13 protein-coding genes and 1 pseudogene are annotated in these 17,038 nt (G+C 75.6%); 7 read left to right on the top strand and 7 right to left on the bottom strand.

Annotation, left to right across the window (positions count from 1 at the left end; genetic code table 11):
• Nucleotides 1-115: 115 nt before the first annotated feature.
• On the bottom strand, nt 116-547 hold the full coding sequence (locus LWC35_RS27295; protein WP_232873126.1) for a hypothetical protein: 432 nt from the start codon (nt 545-547) through the stop codon (nt 116-118).
• 269 nt (nt 548-816) lie between these two features.
• Here LWC35_RS27295 and pgi point away from each other — a divergent pair, with 269 nt between their 5' ends.
• Both pgi and LWC35_RS27285 read left to right on the top strand, forming a co-directional pair.
• A complete protein-coding gene (pgi, locus tag LWC35_RS27290; protein WP_372463111.1) occupies nt 817-2,484 on the top strand; it encodes a glucose-6-phosphate isomerase in 1,668 nt (555 codons plus the stop codon).
• 117 nt (nt 2,485-2,601) lie between these two features.
• A complete protein-coding gene (locus LWC35_RS27285; RefSeq protein ID WP_232873125.1) occupies nt 2,602-3,258 on the top strand; it encodes a phosphatase PAP2 family protein in 657 nt (218 codons plus the stop codon).
• 35 nt (nt 3,259-3,293) lie between these two features.
• Here LWC35_RS27285 and LWC35_RS27280 read toward each other — a convergent pair whose 3' ends face one another.
• Nucleotides 3,294-4,100, bottom strand: coding sequence for an Fpg/Nei family DNA glycosylase (locus LWC35_RS27280; RefSeq protein WP_232873124.1), 807 nt, complete (start codon nt 4,098-4,100; stop codon nt 3,294-3,296).
• Between the two features lie 52 nt (nt 4,101-4,152).
• On the opposite strand from LWC35_RS27280, the gene LWC35_RS27275 reads away from it, so the two are divergent.
• A complete protein-coding gene (locus LWC35_RS27275) occupies nt 4,153-5,940 on the top strand; it encodes an NHL domain-containing thioredoxin family protein (protein WP_232873150.1) in 1,788 nt (595 codons plus the stop codon).
• A 925-nt stretch (nt 5,941-6,865) separates the two neighbouring features.
• Here the strand turns inward: LWC35_RS27275 and LWC35_RS41245 are convergent.
• From LWC35_RS41245 to LWC35_RS27255, 4 genes and pseudogenes are all read right to left on the bottom strand, one after another.
• Nucleotides 6,866-7,204 (bottom strand): annotated as a pseudogene (locus LWC35_RS41245) (C40 family peptidase); the annotation flags it as partial.
• An 833-nt stretch (nt 7,205-8,037) separates the two neighbouring features.
• A complete protein-coding gene (locus LWC35_RS27265) occupies nt 8,038-8,676 on the bottom strand; it encodes a response regulator (protein WP_232873123.1) in 639 nt (212 codons plus the stop codon).
• Nucleotides 8,673-9,971: a sensor histidine kinase gene (locus LWC35_RS27260; RefSeq protein WP_232873122.1), complete on the bottom strand. Its 1,299-nt coding sequence runs from the start codon at nt 9,969-9,971 to the stop codon at nt 8,673-8,675. Before LWC35_RS27260 ends, LWC35_RS27265 begins: the two co-directional genes overlap by 4 nt.
• Before the next feature lie 114 nt (nt 9,972-10,085).
• Nucleotides 10,086-11,801, bottom strand: a complete 1,716-nt coding sequence (locus LWC35_RS27255) for an N-acyl-D-amino-acid deacylase family protein (RefSeq protein WP_232873121.1) — start codon at nt 11,799-11,801, stop codon at nt 10,086-10,088.
• Nucleotides 11,802-12,046: 245 nt separating this feature from the next.
• Here LWC35_RS27255 and LWC35_RS27250 point away from each other — a divergent pair, with 245 nt between their 5' ends.
• The 3 genes from LWC35_RS27250 to LWC35_RS27240 all read left to right on the top strand — a co-directional run bounded on the left by LWC35_RS27250 (nt 12,047) and on the right by LWC35_RS27240 (nt 15,257).
• The gene (locus LWC35_RS27250) at nt 12,047-13,306 is read left to right on the top strand and encodes an IS110 family RNA-guided transposase (RefSeq protein WP_232873120.1); all 1,260 of its coding nucleotides are present in this window, start codon (nt 12,047-12,049) and stop codon (nt 13,304-13,306) included.
• A 176-nt stretch (nt 13,307-13,482) separates the two neighbouring features.
• The gene (locus LWC35_RS27245; protein WP_232873119.1) at nt 13,483-14,487 is read left to right on the top strand and encodes a DNA-3-methyladenine glycosylase family protein; all 1,005 of its coding nucleotides are present in this window, start codon (nt 13,483-13,485) and stop codon (nt 14,485-14,487) included.
• A 119-nt stretch (nt 14,488-14,606) separates the two neighbouring features.
• Nucleotides 14,607-15,257 carry a DUF3558 family protein gene (locus LWC35_RS27240; RefSeq protein WP_232873118.1) on the top strand — a complete coding sequence of 217 codons (651 nt, stop codon included), beginning with the start codon at nt 14,607-14,609 and terminating at the stop codon, nt 15,255-15,257.
• Nucleotides 15,258-15,322: 65 nt separating this feature from the next.
• On the opposite strand, the gene LWC35_RS27235 is transcribed toward LWC35_RS27240, so the two are convergent.
• Entirely contained in the window at nt 15,323-16,210 is an 888-nt protein-coding gene (locus tag LWC35_RS27235) for an alpha/beta fold hydrolase (protein WP_232873117.1), read from the bottom strand.
• Nucleotides 16,211-16,330: 120 nt separating this feature from the next.
• Here LWC35_RS27235 and LWC35_RS27230 point away from each other — a divergent pair, with 120 nt between their 5' ends.
• Entirely contained in the window at nt 16,331-17,005 is a 675-nt protein-coding gene (locus LWC35_RS27230) for an O-methyltransferase (RefSeq protein ID WP_232873116.1), read from the top strand.
• Nucleotides 17,006-17,038: the final 33 nt, after the last annotated feature.

Here is a 17,038-nt window from a genome sequence, read left to right as displayed (position 1 = left end):
TTCGTCTCTGCGACTCCCCCGCTGGTCGGCGCGCCGCGGCCACCCACCCGGGTGGATCGGCGTCGGCGAGCGGGGGAACACCCGTGGACGGGAGGGGCCGGAGGGGTCCGCCTCGTCAGGTCGGCAGGACCTCCCGCCACTGTGCGGTGGCCCGCCGACCCGGCGCGATCCAGGCCAGCCCGGCCAGGTCACCGACGTGCCCGACGCCCTCGAACGCGGCCGCGACGCCGAGCGCGGAGAGGCCGAGCTCGAGCGCCGACGGGTCCGGGCTCGGCATGCCGTTCGGCTTCACGAAGGTGATCTTCACGGTCCGGCCCGCGATCCTGGCCTTGAAGCCACCGCCGAACCAGTACCAGGGGTAGGTGACGCCGGAGACCTCGGCGAGCGGGACGTCGAACAGGGTCTCCTCGCCGTCGGTGAAGGCGATCCGGCCGGCGGCGGTCACCAGGTAGCCGGGACGGTTGCGCAGGCCGCCGATGACCCAGGCGGGGCTGGCGAGGACGGCGGAACCGGTGTCGCCGGCGGCGGGGACGGGCTGCTCGCTCACGGGATGCTCCTTCGGGGGTGTGCAGTTTCGGGGGTGCGCAGTGCGGGTCTCGCTGACGGGTCCCAGGAGATCGCGGGCGGACCCGCGCCGGACAGCACGCCGCCACCACACCCGGCCTCGTGCTAGCCACACCGCGACCACGCTGCGATCACACCCCGCGGCACCCCGAAACCGCCTCGGCACCGCCCCCGCGCGGCAGGCCGCACCGCCCGCCGCGCCGCCGTCCTCGGGACGTGTCAGGCACGCCCGTCGCGGGCATGATGTCCGGCGTGGACATCCCCCGAGACATCACCGCGACCGCGGAGTGGGCGGCCCTGACCGAGCACCACGCGGCCGTCGAGCCGGCGCACCTGCGCGAGCTGTTCGACGCCGACCCCGCCCGGGTGGAGGCGATGACCGTCCAGGGCGCCGACCTCGTCCTCGACTACTCGAAGCACCGGATCACCGCCGAGACGCTGCCGAAGCTGGTCGCGCTGGCCGAGGCCGCCGGCCTGCCGGACCGGATCGCCGCGATGTTCTCCGGCGAGCACATCAACACCAGCGAGGACCGGGCGGTGCTGCACACCGCGCTGCGGCTGCCCGTGGACGCCTCGCTGACCGTCGACGGTCAGGACGTCGTCGCCGACGTGCACGCCGTGCTCCGCCGGATGGGCGAGTTCAGCACCCGCGTCCGCGACGGCGAGTGGACCGGGGCCACCGGCGAGCCCATCCGCACCGTCGTGAACATCGGGATCGGCGGCTCGGACCTCGGCCCCGTCATGGCGTACGAGGCGCTCAAGGACTACTCGGACCGGGGGATCGAGTGCCGGTTCGTCTCGAACATCGACCCGACCGACCTCGTCGAGACCACCCGCGACCTCGACCCGGCGACCACGCTGTTCATCGTCTCGTCCAAGACCTTCACCACGCTGGAGACGCTGACCAACGCCCGCAACGCGCGGACCTGGCTGGTCGACGGCCTGCCGGGAGACGTCCCCGCCGAGAAGGCGATCCCGCGGCACTTCGTGGCCGTGTCGACGAACGCGCAGAAGGTCCGCGAGTTCGGCATCGACGAGGCCAACATGTTCGGCTTCTGGGACTGGGTCGGCGGCCGCTACTCCGTCGACTCCGCGATCGGGCTCTCCCTCATGGTCGCGATCGGCCAGGAGGGCTTCTCGGAGTTCCTCGCCGGAATGCACGCGATGGACGAGCACTTCCGCACGGCCCCGCTGACCGAGAACCTCCCGGTGATCAGCGGCCTGCTCAACGTCTGGTACACGGACTTCTTCGGCGCCCAGACCCACGCGGTGCTGCCGTACTCCCAGTACCTGCACCGGCTGCCCGCCTACCTGCAGCAGCTCACCATGGAGAGCAACGGCAAGTCGGTCCGCGCCGACGGCACCCCCGTGGTCGGCTACGACACCGGCGAGATCTTCTGGGGCGAGCCCGGCACGAACGGCCAGCACGCCTTCTACCAGCTGCTCCACCAGGGAACCCGGCTCGTGCCCGCGGACTTCATCGGCTTCGCCGAGCCGAACCACGACCTGCCGGGCGAGGGTGGGGCGGACATGCACGACCTGTTCATGTCCAACCTGTTCGCGCAGACGGCCGCGCTCGCCTTCGGCAGGACGAAGGAGGAGATCGAGGCCGAGGGCACGCCGGCCGACGTGGTGCCGCACAAGGTCATGCCGGGCAACCGGCCGACGTCGACGATCCTCGCGCCCAAGCTCACGCCGTCCACGTTGGGCCAGATCATCGCCTTCTACGAGCACCAGACCTTCGTCGAGGGCACGATCTGGGGCATCGACAGCTTCGACCAATGGGGCGTCGAACTGGGCAAGGTGATGGCCCGCCAGTTCGGCCCCGCCCTCTACGGCGACGACCCGGACTACTCCGCACTCGACGCCTCCACCGCCGCGCTCATCCGCCGCTACCGCACCCTCCGCGGTCGCGGCTGACGCCCGAGCGCCGACAGCCGCGGGAGGGCACCTGCGCTGCGCCGCCCCGGCTGAGCGGCGGCTGAGGATCCGGCCGCTCGACGGGCACGGGCGGTCCGGTGTGGGCAGAGTGGTGAGGTGCCCGGCCGCCGCGTCCTCGCGCTCACCGCGACCTGCGCCGTCGTCCTCGCCGCCGTGGCGGCGGGGCTGATCTGGGCCGCGTTCACCGGCGTCGGCCCGGCCGGCGAGGACCGCTCGGCCCTCGCCGGGGCGATCGACAGCCGGTCGGTCGGGGTCACCGCGGTCCTGGTCGTGTTCACCAACCTCGGCAGCACCGCGGCGATGGCGGTGCTCGCCGTGGTGACGGGGGTCGTGCTGTTCGTCCGCGGGCACCGGGTCGACGGCGTATGGCTGATCGCCACGATGGCCGGTGCGAGCCTGGTGTTCACGCTGATCAAGCGCACGCTCGACCGGCCGCGGCCGCCGGTGCCGGTGCACCTGGTCCAGGCCGGGAACGAGTCGTTGCCCTCCGGGCACGCGACGATGTCCATGACCGTCGTCGGGGCGCTCGTCGTGCTGGCCTGGCCGCACCTCACCGGCCCGCTGCGGCTCGGCGCACTGCTGGTCGCCGCGGCGTGGATCGGCGGCATCGGCTACTCGCGCATCTACCTGGGCGTGCACTGGTTCAGCGACGTCGTGGCCGGCTGGGCCACCGGTGCCGCCTGGCTCGCGGTCTGCACCGGGGTGCTGCTCTGGTGGCGCGCCCGGCACCCCGAGCCGACCGTTCCCGTCTAGGAACCCGACCGTCGGGGACGCACCTTCCCAGGGGCCTACTGCTGCTCCTTCGTGCACCACCACGTGCTGCGCCCGCCGACGGTCCCGTGCCGCATCTCGGCGCCGCAGCGCGGACAGTGGCCGCCGACGTGGCGGTGCTCGATGACCTCGCCGGTGTGCACGCCCCCGTTGGCGATCGCGGCCTTCAGCGCCTTCTCGAGGCTGCGGTACAGCCGGTCGAGGTCGGTGCGCTCCAGCTCGTCCGCGGGCGCGGCCGGGTTGATCTTCGCCCGCCACAGGGTCTCGTCGGCGAGCAGGTTCCCGACGCCCGCGATCACCGACTGGTCCAGCAGCCGCGCCTTGACCGCGGAGCGGCTGCGTGCGATCCGCGTGCGGAAGTCGGCGGCCGAGATCTCCTCGGCGTCGGGCCCGAGGCCGGAGAGGTCCGGCTCCAGGCGGATCCGCCCGAGCCGGCGCTTGTCGAACAGGCGGAGGCGGCCGCCGTCGGCGAAGTTCACGGTGAACCGGTCCCACTCGGGCTTGCGCGGCCGGCGGTCCGGGCGCTCGGGGCCGCCGCCGACCCGGTCGCCGTGCTCGTCGGTGACGATCACGCGGCCGCCCATGCCGAGGTGCACGCCGAGGGTGGGGCCCTCCGCGCCGTCCCGGTTGACCGTCTCGCACCACATCGTCTTGCCGCGCCGGTGCGCCGCGGTCAGCCGACCGCCGACCAGCGCCTTCGCGATCTCGCCCGGTGGATGGGGCCGGCACACCCACTCGTCGTTGTCGTCGACGCTGCGGATCTCGCGGTCCAGGGCGTGTTCGAGCACCTTCCGCGCGGTCTCCACCTCGGGCAGTTCCGGCACGCCGACCAGTCTGGAACAGCCGCGCCCGTCCCGCGCGTTGATCCGGACCGTGATGCGGGTGCGGGCGCCGGAGCTGCGCGGACGACGATGGTTGAACACCGGCGGGCGGGCCCCGGACCTGCGCGGCAAGATCGTGCTGCTCGACTTCTGGACCTTCTGCTGCGTCAACTGCCTGCACGTGCTCGACGAGCTGCGGCCGCTGGAGGAGGAGTTCACCGACGTCCTCGTGGTCGTCGGGGTGCACTCGCCGAAGTTCGCGCACGAGAGGCAGCCGGCGGCGGTGGACGGGGCCGTCGAGCGGTACGGCGTGCACCACCCGGTGCTCGACGACCCCGACCTCGCCATGTGGGACGCCTACGCCGCCCGCGCCTGGCCGACGCTCGCGGTGGTGGACCCGGAGGGGTACGTCGTCGCGCAGATGGCCGGCGAGGGACACGCGCACGGGCTGGCCGTGCTGATCCGCGAGCTCGTCGAGGAGCACACGGCGAAGGGGACCCTGCGGCGGGGCGACCGGCCGTACGTCGCTCCCCCGCCGCCGGCGACGGCGCTGCGGTTCCCGGGGAAGGTCGTGGCCGTGCCGGACGGGTTCCTCGTCTCCGACACCGCACACCACCAGGTGGTGCAGGTCGACGCGGAGTTCGTCGAGGTCAGGCGGTTCGGCACGGGTGTGCGCGGGTTGCGCGACGGGTCCGCGGCGGAGTTCTCCGAGCCGCAGGGCCTGGCCGTGCTGCCGGCCGAGGTCGCCGCGCAGGTGGGGTACGACGTCGTCGTCGCCGACTCGGTGAACCACGCCCTGCGCGGGCTGCGGCTCGCCGACGGCCACGTCTCGACGGTGGCGGGCACCGGATCACCGCTGCGGGAGCGGGTGGAGCCGGGCGGCACGGCCGCCGAGCTGTCGACGCCCTGGGACGTGGCGTGGTGGCGGGAGCGGATCGTGATCGCGATGGCCGGATGGCACCAGCTGTGGACCTTCGCGCCGGTCTCCGGGGAGCTCGCCGTGCTCGCGGGCACGACGACGGAGGGGCTGCGGGACGGGCCGGTGACCGACGCGTTCTTCGCGCAGCCGTCCGGCCTGGCCGTGGCGGGCGACGTGCTGTGGATCGTCGACGCCGAGACCTCCGCCGTGCGCGCCCTGGACCTCGACGCGACCCCGCAGGTCAGTACCGCGGTCGGGCTCGGGCTGTTCGACTTCGGGTTCCGCGACGGTCCCGCCGCCGAGGCGCTGCTGCAGCACCCCCTCGGCGTGGGGGTGCTGCCCGACGGGTCGGTCGCGGTGGCGGACACCTACAACGGCGCGGTCCGGCGGATCGCCGCCGGGCAGGTGACCACGCTGGCCCAGGGCCTCGCCGAGCCCAGCGACGTCCTCGTCGACGGCGACACGCTGGTCGTCGTCGAGTCGGCGGCGCACCGGCTGGTGCGGCTGCCGATCCCGGCCGGCGCGCTGGTCGACGCCGGCGCCCACACCGTCCGCCGGCCGCGGACCGCCCTCGCGGCCGGGCCCGTGGCGCTCACGGTCGACTTCACCCCGCCGACCGGGCAGCACCTCGACACCCGCTTCGGCGACCCGACGATGCTGACCGTCGCGGCGTCGCCGTCGTCCCTGCTGGTGGAGGGCGGCGGGACCGCGCCCGGGCTGGCCCGCGCGCTGCGGCTGGCGCCCGGCGAGGGCGTGCTGTCGGTGAGCGTCACCGCCGCGGCGTGCGACGAGGGCGACGCCGTCTTCGCCGCCTGTCACCGGTACCAGCAGGACTGGGGCGTCCCGGTGCGGGTGGTGGAGGGCGGCGACGGCACTGGCCCGGCCGAGCTCGTGCTCGACCTGCGGGCGGTCGACGGGCGCTGAGCCCGGCCGGGTCTCACTCCAGCTCCGCGACCGTCCAGGTGCAGTCGGCGGCGGGGGCGGCGACCTGGAACTCGCCCGCCGGGAGCGCACGGATGTGCTCCGCCAGCTCCGCGACCGACATCGACGCCGCCTCCACCACCGTGCGCGACCGGGGCTCGGCACCGTCGACGGCGACCGTGAGCTGCTGGTCGAGCGGGAGCTCGCCGGCCGAGTGCAGCACCACGAGCTGGGCGTCGCCCTCGTCGAGCAGCGCGGCGGTCCCCGGGTCCGGCACCACGGGCACGCCGGCCCGGTCGAGCCGGGCCGCCACCAGCGGGAGCTCCCCGCCGGGCAGGGTCAGGGTGCCGACGGTCGGGGCGGGGGCCGGGGCGGCGCCGGGACCGGCCGCCAGCGCCGGTCCGGGCCCGGCAGCAGGAGCAGCCGGGGCCGGTGCGGCACGGACCGCCGGGGCGACCGCTGCCGAACCCGCGGGATCAGCCGCCGGAGCAGCCGCACCGGCTGCCGGTTCCGTACCGGCCGGGTCCGCGGAACCGGCCGCCGGAGCCGTACCGGTCGGTGCGGCCGCACCCCCCGGGCCGGCGCCGGCCGCGGGCAGCCGCCACGTCGCGGCGGCGGGGCGCCACGCCTGCCCCGCCGGCGCCGGGCCGGTGGCAGGCGCCGCCGCGGGCTCGCCGACCACCGCACCGCCGGTTGCCGACGCGGTTCCGCGCGGCACGGCCCCGTCCACCACGCTGAGCGGGCCGGCCGAGGCGGCCAGTGCGGCGGCCGCGGTGACGGACTCCGGCGGCAGGCTCTCGCTCGGGGCGATCGCGGCGGCCGGGGCCGGCGCGGCCGGAGCGTCGAAGGTCCGCGGCCAGTCGTTCGGCGAGGTGACGCGGGGCTCGGGCAGAACCTGCAGCATCCCGCTGGTGCGCGGGCCGGGCGCGGCGGGCCGGGTGGCACCGAGGTAGTCGTCGCCGCGCCAGCGGTAGTACGAGGTCCGGACGGGCTCGCCGTAGGTCGGGGCGTTCACCATGCGGCCGTCGCCGAGGTAGACGCCGACGTGGTGCACCGCGGACGGGGTGCCGTAGAAGACCAGGTCGCCGGGCTGCAGCGGGGCGTCGGCGGGGACGTGCGGCCCCGCGACGTACTGGCGGTGCGCGGTGCGCGGCAGGGTGATCCCGGCGGCGCCGTAGGCGAACACGGTCAGCCCCGAGCAGTCGAAGCCCTGGTCGCCCGCGGCCGGCCCGTTGCCGCCCCACTGGTAGGGCACGCCCACCTGCGAGAGGGCGGAGTCGACGGCGACCTGCGCGCGCCCGTCGGGCAGCGCGGTCGTGAACTCCGCGGGTGCCGGGGCGACGGGGCCGCCCCCTCCCGCTCCCGGCTCGGTGTTCTCCGGGAACACCCCGGGGAAGCGCTCGGCCGCGGTACCGGCCAACGACGTGTTCCCGGCGTGCCGCACGGCCGACGGCACCGCCACCGCGACGACCAGCAGCAACCCGAGCAACACCCACACCCCGGCGGCGAACCGCGGCCGGCGCGGCGCCGGCACGCCCCGGTACCGGACCGGCAGGGTCCGGGTGGCGCCCGGATCCGGCTCGCGGTCGACGACACCGGGCGGGGGCAGCGGGGTCCGCGCGGTGGCCATCCGGTCGGCGATCCGGGTGGCGGCCTCCCGGCGGCAGTCGGCGACGACCCGGCCCACCAGCGCCGTGGCCAGCCGCGCCCCGGCGAGGCCGGCGGCCGCCCTGCGCGCCGCCTCCGCCCGCACCGAGCGGCTCTCGGCGCCGGCGTCGGGCCCGTCGACCGCGCGATCGTGACCGGGCGGCGCGACCCGCCGCACGGGGCGGCGACGCTCCCGGCCCTCGTCCTCGGCCGTGGCCCACCGGTGGGAGGTCCCGCGCTGCTCCGGCACCACGACCGCGGGCCGGTGCGACCCGGCCCGATGCCGGCCCGCCCGCTTCGTGACGGACCGTGTCCCCGTTGCCGGTACACGCTCGCGCAGCGCCATCGACTCTTCCCCCGACCGGTCGCCCCGACTGAACCGGCGAGAGCTTGGCGGACACGCGCCGCATCCGCCATCACACGGACGGGCGGGATCCGGCGCTCAGGGGTAGCTCAGGCTCGCAGCCAGGCGAGAACCGCCATCACCCGCCGGTGGTCGTCACCCGACGGTGCGAGCCCCAGCTTGGTGAAGATGGACGAGATGTGCTTCTCCACGGCGCCCTGGGTGATCACGAGGTCCCGGCCGATCGCCGTGTTGGTGCGCCCCTCGGCCATCAGCCCGAGGACCTCGCGCTCACGGGGCGTGAGCGAATCCACCGGGTCGCGGCGCCGGTGGGTCAGCAGGGCGGACACGACCTCGGGATCGAGCACGGTGCCGCCCGCCACGACCCGCTCCAGCGCGTCGGACAGCTCCGCGAGCCGGGAGACCCGGTCCTTCAGCAGGTAGCCCACTCCCCCGCCCGCGGCCAGCAGGTCCGCCGCGTAGGACTCCTCGACGTACTGCGACAGCACCAGGATCGCGGTGCCCGGCCACTCGCGGCGGATCTCCAGCGCCGCGCGGAGCCCCTCGTCGGTGAAGCTCGGCGGCATCCGCACGTCCACGACGGCGACCGCCGGCCGGTGTTCCTGCACCGCCGTGACCAGTGCACGCCCGTCGCCGACCGCCGCCACCACCTCGGCGCCCGCCTCGTCGAGCAGCCGCACGAGGCCCTCGCGCAGCAGCAGCGAGTCCTCGGCCACCACCACCCTCACACTTCCTCCAACCCGGCCAGCGGGATCCACGCGGTGATCACCGTCGGCCCACCCCGGGGGCTCTCGACCTCCAGGCGCCCCTCCACGGCCGACAGTCTCTCCGACAGCCCCGACAGTCCGTGACCCTTCGCCGGGTGGGCGCCGCCGACGCCGTCGTCGGTCACCCGGACGACGAGGTCGGCGCGGTGCGGCCGGACGTCGACGGTCGCGTGCGTCGCCCCGGAGTGCTTCGCGACGTTCGCGAGCGCCTCGGTGACCACGAAGTAGGCCGTGTTCTCCACCGCCGCCGCCGGCCGCTCGCCCGCGGGCGACGCGACCTCGACGGCGACCGGCACCGTCGACCGTGCCGCCACGGCGGCCAGGGCGGCGGCGAGCCCGCGGTCGGCCAGGATCGGCGGCGCGATGCCGCGGGAGAGGGCCCGCAGCTCGGCCAACGCCTCCCGGGTCTGGGTGAGGGCCTCGGCGATCAGCGGCCGGGCCCGCTCGGGGTCGTCGTCGAGCCGACGGCCGGCCGCCTCGAGGTCCATGGTGAGCCGGACGAGCCGCTGCTGCGGGCCGTCGTGGATGTCCCGCTCGAGCCGCCGCAGGGTCGCGGCCTCGGCCGCCACCGCGGCCCTGCGGCCCGCGGCGAGCTGCTCGGCGCGGGCGCGCAGCGCGGCGGTCCGGTTGGTGAGCAGGGCCCGGGCCAGGCCCGCGCGCACGGCCACCAGCGCCCGCACCACCCACGGCGTCGTGATCAGCAGGACCAGGCCGATCAGGGTGGTGATGGCGACGTCGAGCGCCCGGGACGCGACGCCGGTGATCACGTCGACCAGCCCGGTGCGGTCGCCGCGCGGCAGGGACCACTCCCACAGCACGTAGAGGGAGGCCCCGATGCCGGTGACGACCCAGACGACCCCGATCACGAAGCAGGCCAGCCGCACGGGGAACGCGACGACGGCGTGCAGCAGGTCACGCCAGCACTGCGGGTCGGCGAACCGGCCCAGCATCCCGATCACGCCGCGGCCGCGACGCGCGCGGTAGTGGTGCGGCGGCAGCGGCCGGCCGCTCGCGGCCTCCGTGGCCCGCCGCTCGACGTCGGCCAGCCGCCGGGACAGCGCGAACGTGCCCGCCATGATCGGCAGCCCCACCCACACGACGACCGTGCTGATCCCGGCCGCGAACCCGGCGACGGCGACCACGAAGGCCACCACCCCGAGCGGCAGCCCCGTCACCAGGTAGCGCAGGCCGCGCCTCACCGACCCGACGTCGGGCCCGGGCGTGACGACGGCGGCCGGGACCCCCTCCTCGCTCATGCCCCCACCCAAGCCCACCCGCACAGCGCCCCCCACCCGGCACACTCCCGGGTGCACAGTAGGGCCAGCCCCACCCGGTGCCGAGCGGGTGCCCGGGGCGCGGGCGGCCGGGGGCTACCGGGGCGCGGGCCGTGCGCCCCGGACCAGGCGGCCCGGCAGGGCGTCGGTCTCGACGCCGTCGGTGTAGGTCTCCTGGCCCGCGACGACGGTGTGCCGGTACCCGTCCACCCGCTGCAGCAGCCGGCTCCCGCCCGCGGGCAGGTCGTGGCGCATCTCGGGCCGGTGCAGGCGCATCCCGGCGACGTCGATCACGTTCAGGTCGGCGCGGTACCCCGGCTCGAGCACGCCGCGGTCGCACAGCCCGACCGCCCGGGCGGTGTCCCGGGCCTGCCGCTGCACGACGTAGGCGAGGTCGAGCTTCTCCCCCGCCCGGTCCCGGGTCCAGTGCTGGACCAGTGTCGTCGGGAAGCTGCCGTCGCAGATCGTGCCGACGTGCGCGCCGCCGTCGGACAGCCCGGGCAGCGCGTGCGGGTGGCGCAGCATCTCGCCGACGGCGTCGAGGTTGCCCTCGACGTAGTTCGCGCTGACCAGGTAGAGCATCCCGCCGCCGGCCACGACGTCGTAGGCCAGCTCCACCGGGTCCCGGCCCTCGGCCGCGGCCCGGTCGGCGATCGACGCCGACGCCGGCGGCTCGTAGTTCGGCGGGTCGGTGAGCTCGTACATCAGCTCGTACTTGTGGATCAGGTTGCCGCCGAGCCGCCCGCGCTCCTTCTCCCGGGTCTGCGCGGCGAGGATCTCCGCGCGGAGCCCGGGCTCACGCATCCGGGCCGCCTGCTCGCCGGGGGTCAGGTCGACCAGCCGACGCCACACCGGGTTCGTCATGAACGGGTTCAGCGTGTTCTCCAGGCCCAGGATCAGCCCGACGGGCCGGGCCGCGACCTGTGCGCGGATCTCCAGCCCGTCCGCCCAGGCCCGGTCGACCATGGCCAGGACGGCGCGGTGCTTGTCCGGCTCCTGCGGGAACTGGACCAGCGAGAACGACAGCGGCCGCCCGGACGCCGCGACCATCTCGCGGATCAGGGCGAACTCCTCCTCGGCGTCGGGGAAGTCGCTGACCAGCTGCAACACCCCGGTGCCGGTCTCGCCGACGGCCTTCGCGATCGCGACGAGCTCGGCGGCGCCCAGCCCGTAGGAGGGGGTGAGCTCGCCGTCGATGCTCTTGTGGTTGAGGGTCCGCGAGGTGGAGAAGCCCAGTGCCCCGGCCCGGACGGCCTCGGCCGCGAGCTTGGCCATCAGCGCGACCTCGTCCGCGGTGGCCTCCTCGTGCGCGGCGGCCCGCTCGCCCATCGCGTGCACCCGCAGGGCCGCGTGCGGGACCTGGGTGGCGAGGTCGACGTCGTAGGGGCGGGCCGCCAGCACGTCGAGGTACTCGGGGAAGGTCAGCCAGGTCCAGGGCAGGCCCTCGTGCAGGGCGATGCCCGGGATGTCCTCGACGCCCTCCATCAGGTCGATCAGCCGGTCGCGGTGCTCCGGGCGGGCGGGGGCGAAGCCGACCCCGCAGTTGCCGGCGACCACCGTGGTGACCCCGTGCCACGACGACGGCTGCAGCCGGGACTCCCAGGTCGCCTGCCCGTCGTAGTGGGTGTGGACGTCGACGAACCCGGGGGCGACGACCGCGCCGTCCGCGTCGATCTCGCGGCGGCCCGTGCCGTCGACCCGGCCCACCTCCGCGATCCGGTCGCCGACGATCCCGACGTCCGCCGTGCGGGCCGCGCCCCCGTTCCCGTCGAGCACGGATCCACCCCGGACCACCAGGTCGAACTCGGTCACTGGTCCACCCTCTTCGTTGCAGGGGTCATGAGTGCCTCTGTGGTAGGAAGCGGATGGGAGCCGGGGTGACGGCCCGAGTCGGTCGCCCTTCGAGGGCTGGCATGACACTGCCGCCCCCGGTTCCTGCCTGGCCGTAGATCGACTACAGAGGGCTGCTGCGGTGCCGAGCGCCGGTCAGTGACCACTCGACTCCTGGCCGGGCTCCCGCCCGGTTCCTGCCTGCGGCGGACAGGAAGGCGACGAACGTGTCGCTGGTAGGTGCCCCCTCGTTGGTGGAGGCGGAGTTCTTCGTCGGGATCGACTGGGCTGCGAAGACCCATGCGGTCTGCGTGCTCGACTCGACCGGCCGGCAGAAGGCCGCGTTCGCCGTGGAGCACACCGCGGCCGGGTTCACCGGCTTGATCCGCCGGCTGGCCAAGCTCGGGGAGCCGGCCCGGGTGCCGGTGGCGATCGAGCGCCCGGACGGGCGGCTGGTCGACGCGCTGCTCGCGGCCGGGCATCCGGTGGTGGCGGTGAAGCCGAACGCGATCAAGACCTGGCGTGAGGGCGAGGTGATCTCCGGGGCGAAGTCCGACCCCGGAGACGCCCACGTGATCGCCGAGTACCTGCGCCTGCGCGCGCACCGGCTGCGCCCGGCGACCCCGCTGACCGAGGACACGGCCGCGCTGCGCCTGGTCTCGCGCACCCGCTCGGACCTGGTCACCGCCCGGGTCGCGGCGGGCAACCAACTCGCCGCGCTGCTCGAGCACGCCTGGCCAGGGGCGAAGGAGATCTTCGCCGACGTGACCTCGGCGATCAGCCTGGCGTTCCTCCAGCGCTACCCCACCCCGGCCCATGCCGCGGCCCTGGGCGAGAAACGGATGGCCGCGTTCTGCATCAAGCACGGCCACTCCGGGCGCCGCACCCCGGCCGAGCTGCTCACCCGCCTGCGCGCCGCCCCGGCCGGTGTCACCGGCGCGTCTGTGTCCGACGCGCTGCGCGACGCCGTCCTCGCCCTCGTCACCGTCCTCGCCGCGCTCAACACCGCGATCCGTGACCTGGACCGCTCCAACGCCGCGCACCTGCACGCCCACCCCGACGGGAAGGTGTTCACCAGCTTCCCCCGCGCCGGGCTGGTCAACGCCGCCCAGATCCGCGCCGAGCTCGCCGAACCCGACGCCTACACCGGCCCCGACGCCATCGCCGCTCTCGCCGGACTGGTCCCGGTCACCCGAACATCCGGCAAACACCACGCCGTCAGCTTCCGCTGGGCCTGCAACAAGCGACTGCGCGTCGCGCTGACCACCTTCGCCGACAACTCCCGCCACCAGAGCCCCTGGGCCGCCGAGGTCTACCGGCGAGCCATCACCTCGGGCAAGGACCACCCCCACGCCATCCGGATCCTCGCCCGCGCCTGGGTCCGCGTGATCTGGCGCTGCTGGAACGACGGGCAGCCCTACGACCCCACCCGACACGGCGGCGCCAACCGCCAACTCACCCCACCAACCGCCGCCAGACGATCTTGAGGTTGACACAGAGGGTGTCATGCCGTCCCCTCCGTCGCGGTCGGTCCTCCCTGGATATCCCACGCCGGGCCCGGAGCGGAAGTCATGCAGATGCATCATCACCGACCGGAGCAACGGGCCGTGGGCGACCCGTGCGGGCGCCGGGAACTGTCGGTGGTGGCGGGCATGCTGCGGCCATGACCACTTCGACGGTGTCCGAACCGACCTTCACGATCCGACCCCGCGGCGCGTTCTCCCTCGTCGAGGCGGGCGCCTTCGGCCGGGGCGCCGAGCCGGCCGGGGACTGGCCCGGCGGCGGCACCCTCGCCGGCGGCGTGCTGCGACTGGCCTTCTGCCGGGACGACCTGCGCGGGCAGGTCGGCGTGGCCCTCACCCAGGACGCCGGGGGCGTGCACGGCGTGGTCGGCGGCCTCGATCCCGGGGAACCGCTCGATCCCGTGCGGGACCAGGTGGCCCGGATGCTGTCGCTCGACGGCGACGGCACCGCCTTCGCCGCGGTCGGCGCCCGGGACCCGCTGGTCGGCCGGGTCATGGCGGCCGCGCCGGGCCTACGGCCGGTGCTGTTCGCCTCGCCCTGGGAGGCCGCCCTGTGGTGCGTGCTGTCCCAGCGCTGGGGGCGGCGCCAGTCCCTCGCGGCACGGGAGCGGCTCGCCCGCGGGTTCGGCCGGGTGCTGGAGGTCGCCGGGCAGGAGATCGCGGCGGTCCCCACGCCCGCGCAGCTGCTGGCCGCCGGTCGCCTGCCGGGCCTGCCCGAGCTCAAGCAGGAGCGGCTGCGCGCCGTGGCACAGACGGCCGAGGCCGGGCTGCTCGATCCCGTGGCGCTGCGCGAGGGCGATCCGGACCAGGTCCGTGCGCGGCTGCGCACCGTGCCGGGGATCGGCGCGTTCGCGGCGAGCCTGATCCACCTGCGGGCCTCCGGGGTACAGGACGCGCTGGTGGCCGACGAGCCCCGGCTCGCCGCCCTGGTCGGAGCGGCCTACGGGCCCGGCGGCCCGGCCGGGGCCGAGGACCTGGCCCGGATCGCCGAGGCCTGGCGGCCCTTCCGCACCTGGACCGCGGTACTGATCCGCGCCGCGGGCCGCCGGCTGCCGGAGATGGCCGTGGTACCGGAGCCGGTCCCCGCGGCCCGGGTGCCCCGGGCGCGGCGTCCGCGGACCGAACCGCTGGCGTTGATCGGGTGAGGGGTGGGGCGTCCCCGGCGGAGGCGCCGGGGACGTCTCCCCGACGGGCACCGGCACCCGCGTCGCGCCGGGTCACTCCCGGTCGTCGGCCGTTCACCACCCGTCGCTACCCTCGGCGGATGCGCGTCCGATCCGTCCGGTTCCCGCAGCCCCGTCGGCACCGTGGTCCGATCACCGCGTTCGCGCTGCTCGGCGCGCTCCTCGGGGTCCTCGTGCTGGGCGGCTGCGCGAGCACGGAGCAGACGGCGTCGCCGTCGTCGGCGCCGACCGCGCCCGCGGCCTCGGAGCCGGCGGCACCGCTGTCCCCGGCACCGTCGGCCGGGGTCGCGCCCGGCGAGCCGAACCCGGCGGGTGCGGGCGGGGTGCTGCCGCAGGCCTGCGACCTCGCGCCGCAGCAGGAGGTCGCGCAGGCCACCGGCCTCGCGTTCGGCACGCCCGCGCCCACCGCGGGCACCACGCGCAGCGTGTGCGCCTACCCGGCCACGGGCTCGGTGCCCGGGCTGAGCGTGGGTGTCGAGCCGGGCGCGCGGTTCGACGCCAAGGCCGCGGCCTCCCGCAGCTCGGTGGGGGTGCCGGGCGCCGAGGTGCCGGGGCTCGGGGACCAGGCGCTGTTCTTCTACAGCGACCGGGACTTCCCGGAGGGGCTCGGCGGGCTGTTGATCCTCAGCGGCGGTGCCACGATCGACATCTCGTTGCAGGGCTCGGGCGGCGAGCAGCGGACCCGGGACACGGCCACCGCCGTCGCCCGGGTCGCGCTCGGCAATCTCTGACGCGGCACCAGCGGCCGCCGGGCCCCAGCGGCCCCGCACGCGGCAGCCTCGGGGCCGCCGCCCGGCTACACCTGGTGGTCGGCCAGGAAGCCGAGCACGGTGCCGGTGAACACGTCGTTGTCGTCGCCCGCGACCATGTGGCCGGTCGCCGAGACGTCGACGTGGACGGCGCCGGGGATGAGCTCCAGCAGCTCCTGCACGCCGTCGGAGCTCACGATGTCGGACTGCGCGCCGCGGACCAGCAGCGTCGGCACGGTGACCCGGGCGGCGGCCGCCGCCGCCCGCTCGTGGGTCGCCGAGCGGCGCGGCTCGTCCCCGACCCGGAGGAAGGCGGGATCCCAGTGCCAGTACCAGCGCCCGTTCTCCCCGAGCCGGACGTTCTTGCGCAGGCCCTCCGGGTTCGGCGGGCGCTTGCGGTGCGGGTTGTAGGCGCGGACCGCCTCGGCGACCTCCTCGAGCGAGCCGAAGCCGTCGGGGTTCGCGCCCATGAACGCCATGATCCGGGCGACGCCGTCGGGTTCGACCTTCGGGACGATGTCCACCAGCACCAGGGCGCGGGCCACACCACCGTGCTCGCCCTCGGTCACCAGTGCGGTCATCCCGCCCATGGAGGCCCCGAGCAGCAGCGCGGGTTCGCCCACCTGCTCCGCGACCGCGAGCAGGTCCGCGTTGAGGGCGTCGGTGCCGTAGTCGCCGTCGGGCGCCCAGTCGCTGTCGCCGTGCCCGCGGGCGTCGAGCGCGATCGCCTCCCAGCCGGCCTCGGCCAGCGCGGCGGCCGTCCGGAACCAGGAGTGCCGCGTCTGGCCCCCGCCGTGCAGCAGCAGGGCGGGCCCGCGACGCTCCCCGACCGCGGGCCACCGGTCGCCGACCAGCTTGCCGGCGGCGCCGTCGAACACCACCCGCTCACCGCCCGCGACCCGTCCCGCCGACCCCGGATCGTTCGCTTCCGCCATGCAACGCACCCTAGGCGCTCCGCCGCCCGTCGACGGGAGGCGTGTCCGACCCGACACGTTCGGTGCCCGTGGCCGCCCGTCCCGTTGGCCCGCTGCGCATCGGAGGGCCAGGCTGGAGGCATGAGCGAGAGTGCGCAGGACGGCGCGCGGGACGGCGACGTCTGGGGCCGGGTCGACGACTACCTGGAGGCCGCCCTCCTGCCCGAGGACCCGGTGCTCGCCGCGGCACTCGCCCGCAACGCCGAGGCCGGGCTGCCGGCGATCGACGTCTCCCCCGTCCAGGGCCGCTTCCTCCACCTGCTCGCCCGGATCGCGGGCGCCCGCCGGATCCTCGAGATCGGCACGCTCGGCGGCTACTCCACGATCGAGCTCGCCCGTGCCCTCCCCGCCGACGGCACGCTCGTGACCTGCGAGTACTCGCCCGAGCACGCGGCGGTCGCGCGGGCCAACCTCGAGCAGGCGGGCCTCGCCGACCGCGTCGAGATCCGGGTCGGGGCGGCGCTCGACACCCTGCCGAGGGTCGCGGGCCCCTTCGACCTCGTGTTCGTCGACGCGGACAAGCAGAACAACGCCGCCTACCTCGACCACGCGATCCGGCTCGGCCGTCCGGGCACGGTGATCGTCGTCGACAACGTGGTGCGCGGCGGCCGGGTCCTCGCCGGCGGCGACCCGGCCACGGACGGCACGCGGCGGATGTTCGCGGCCCTGGAGCAGGAGGACCGTGTCGAGGCGACCGCGCTGCAGACGGTCGGGGCCAAGGGGTACGACGGGTTCGTCGTCGCCCGGGTGCGCTGAGCTAGCGTCGGTGGGGAAGGAACGAAAGGAGCA

It is taken from the genome of Pseudonocardia kujensis (assembly GCF_021283305.1).
Lineage (GTDB): Bacteria > Actinomycetota > Actinomycetes > Mycobacteriales > Pseudonocardiaceae > Pseudonocardia > Pseudonocardia kujensis.
Note: the sequence above shows the minus strand (reverse complement) of the source record. Positions and strands in the feature narration are given on the sequence as shown.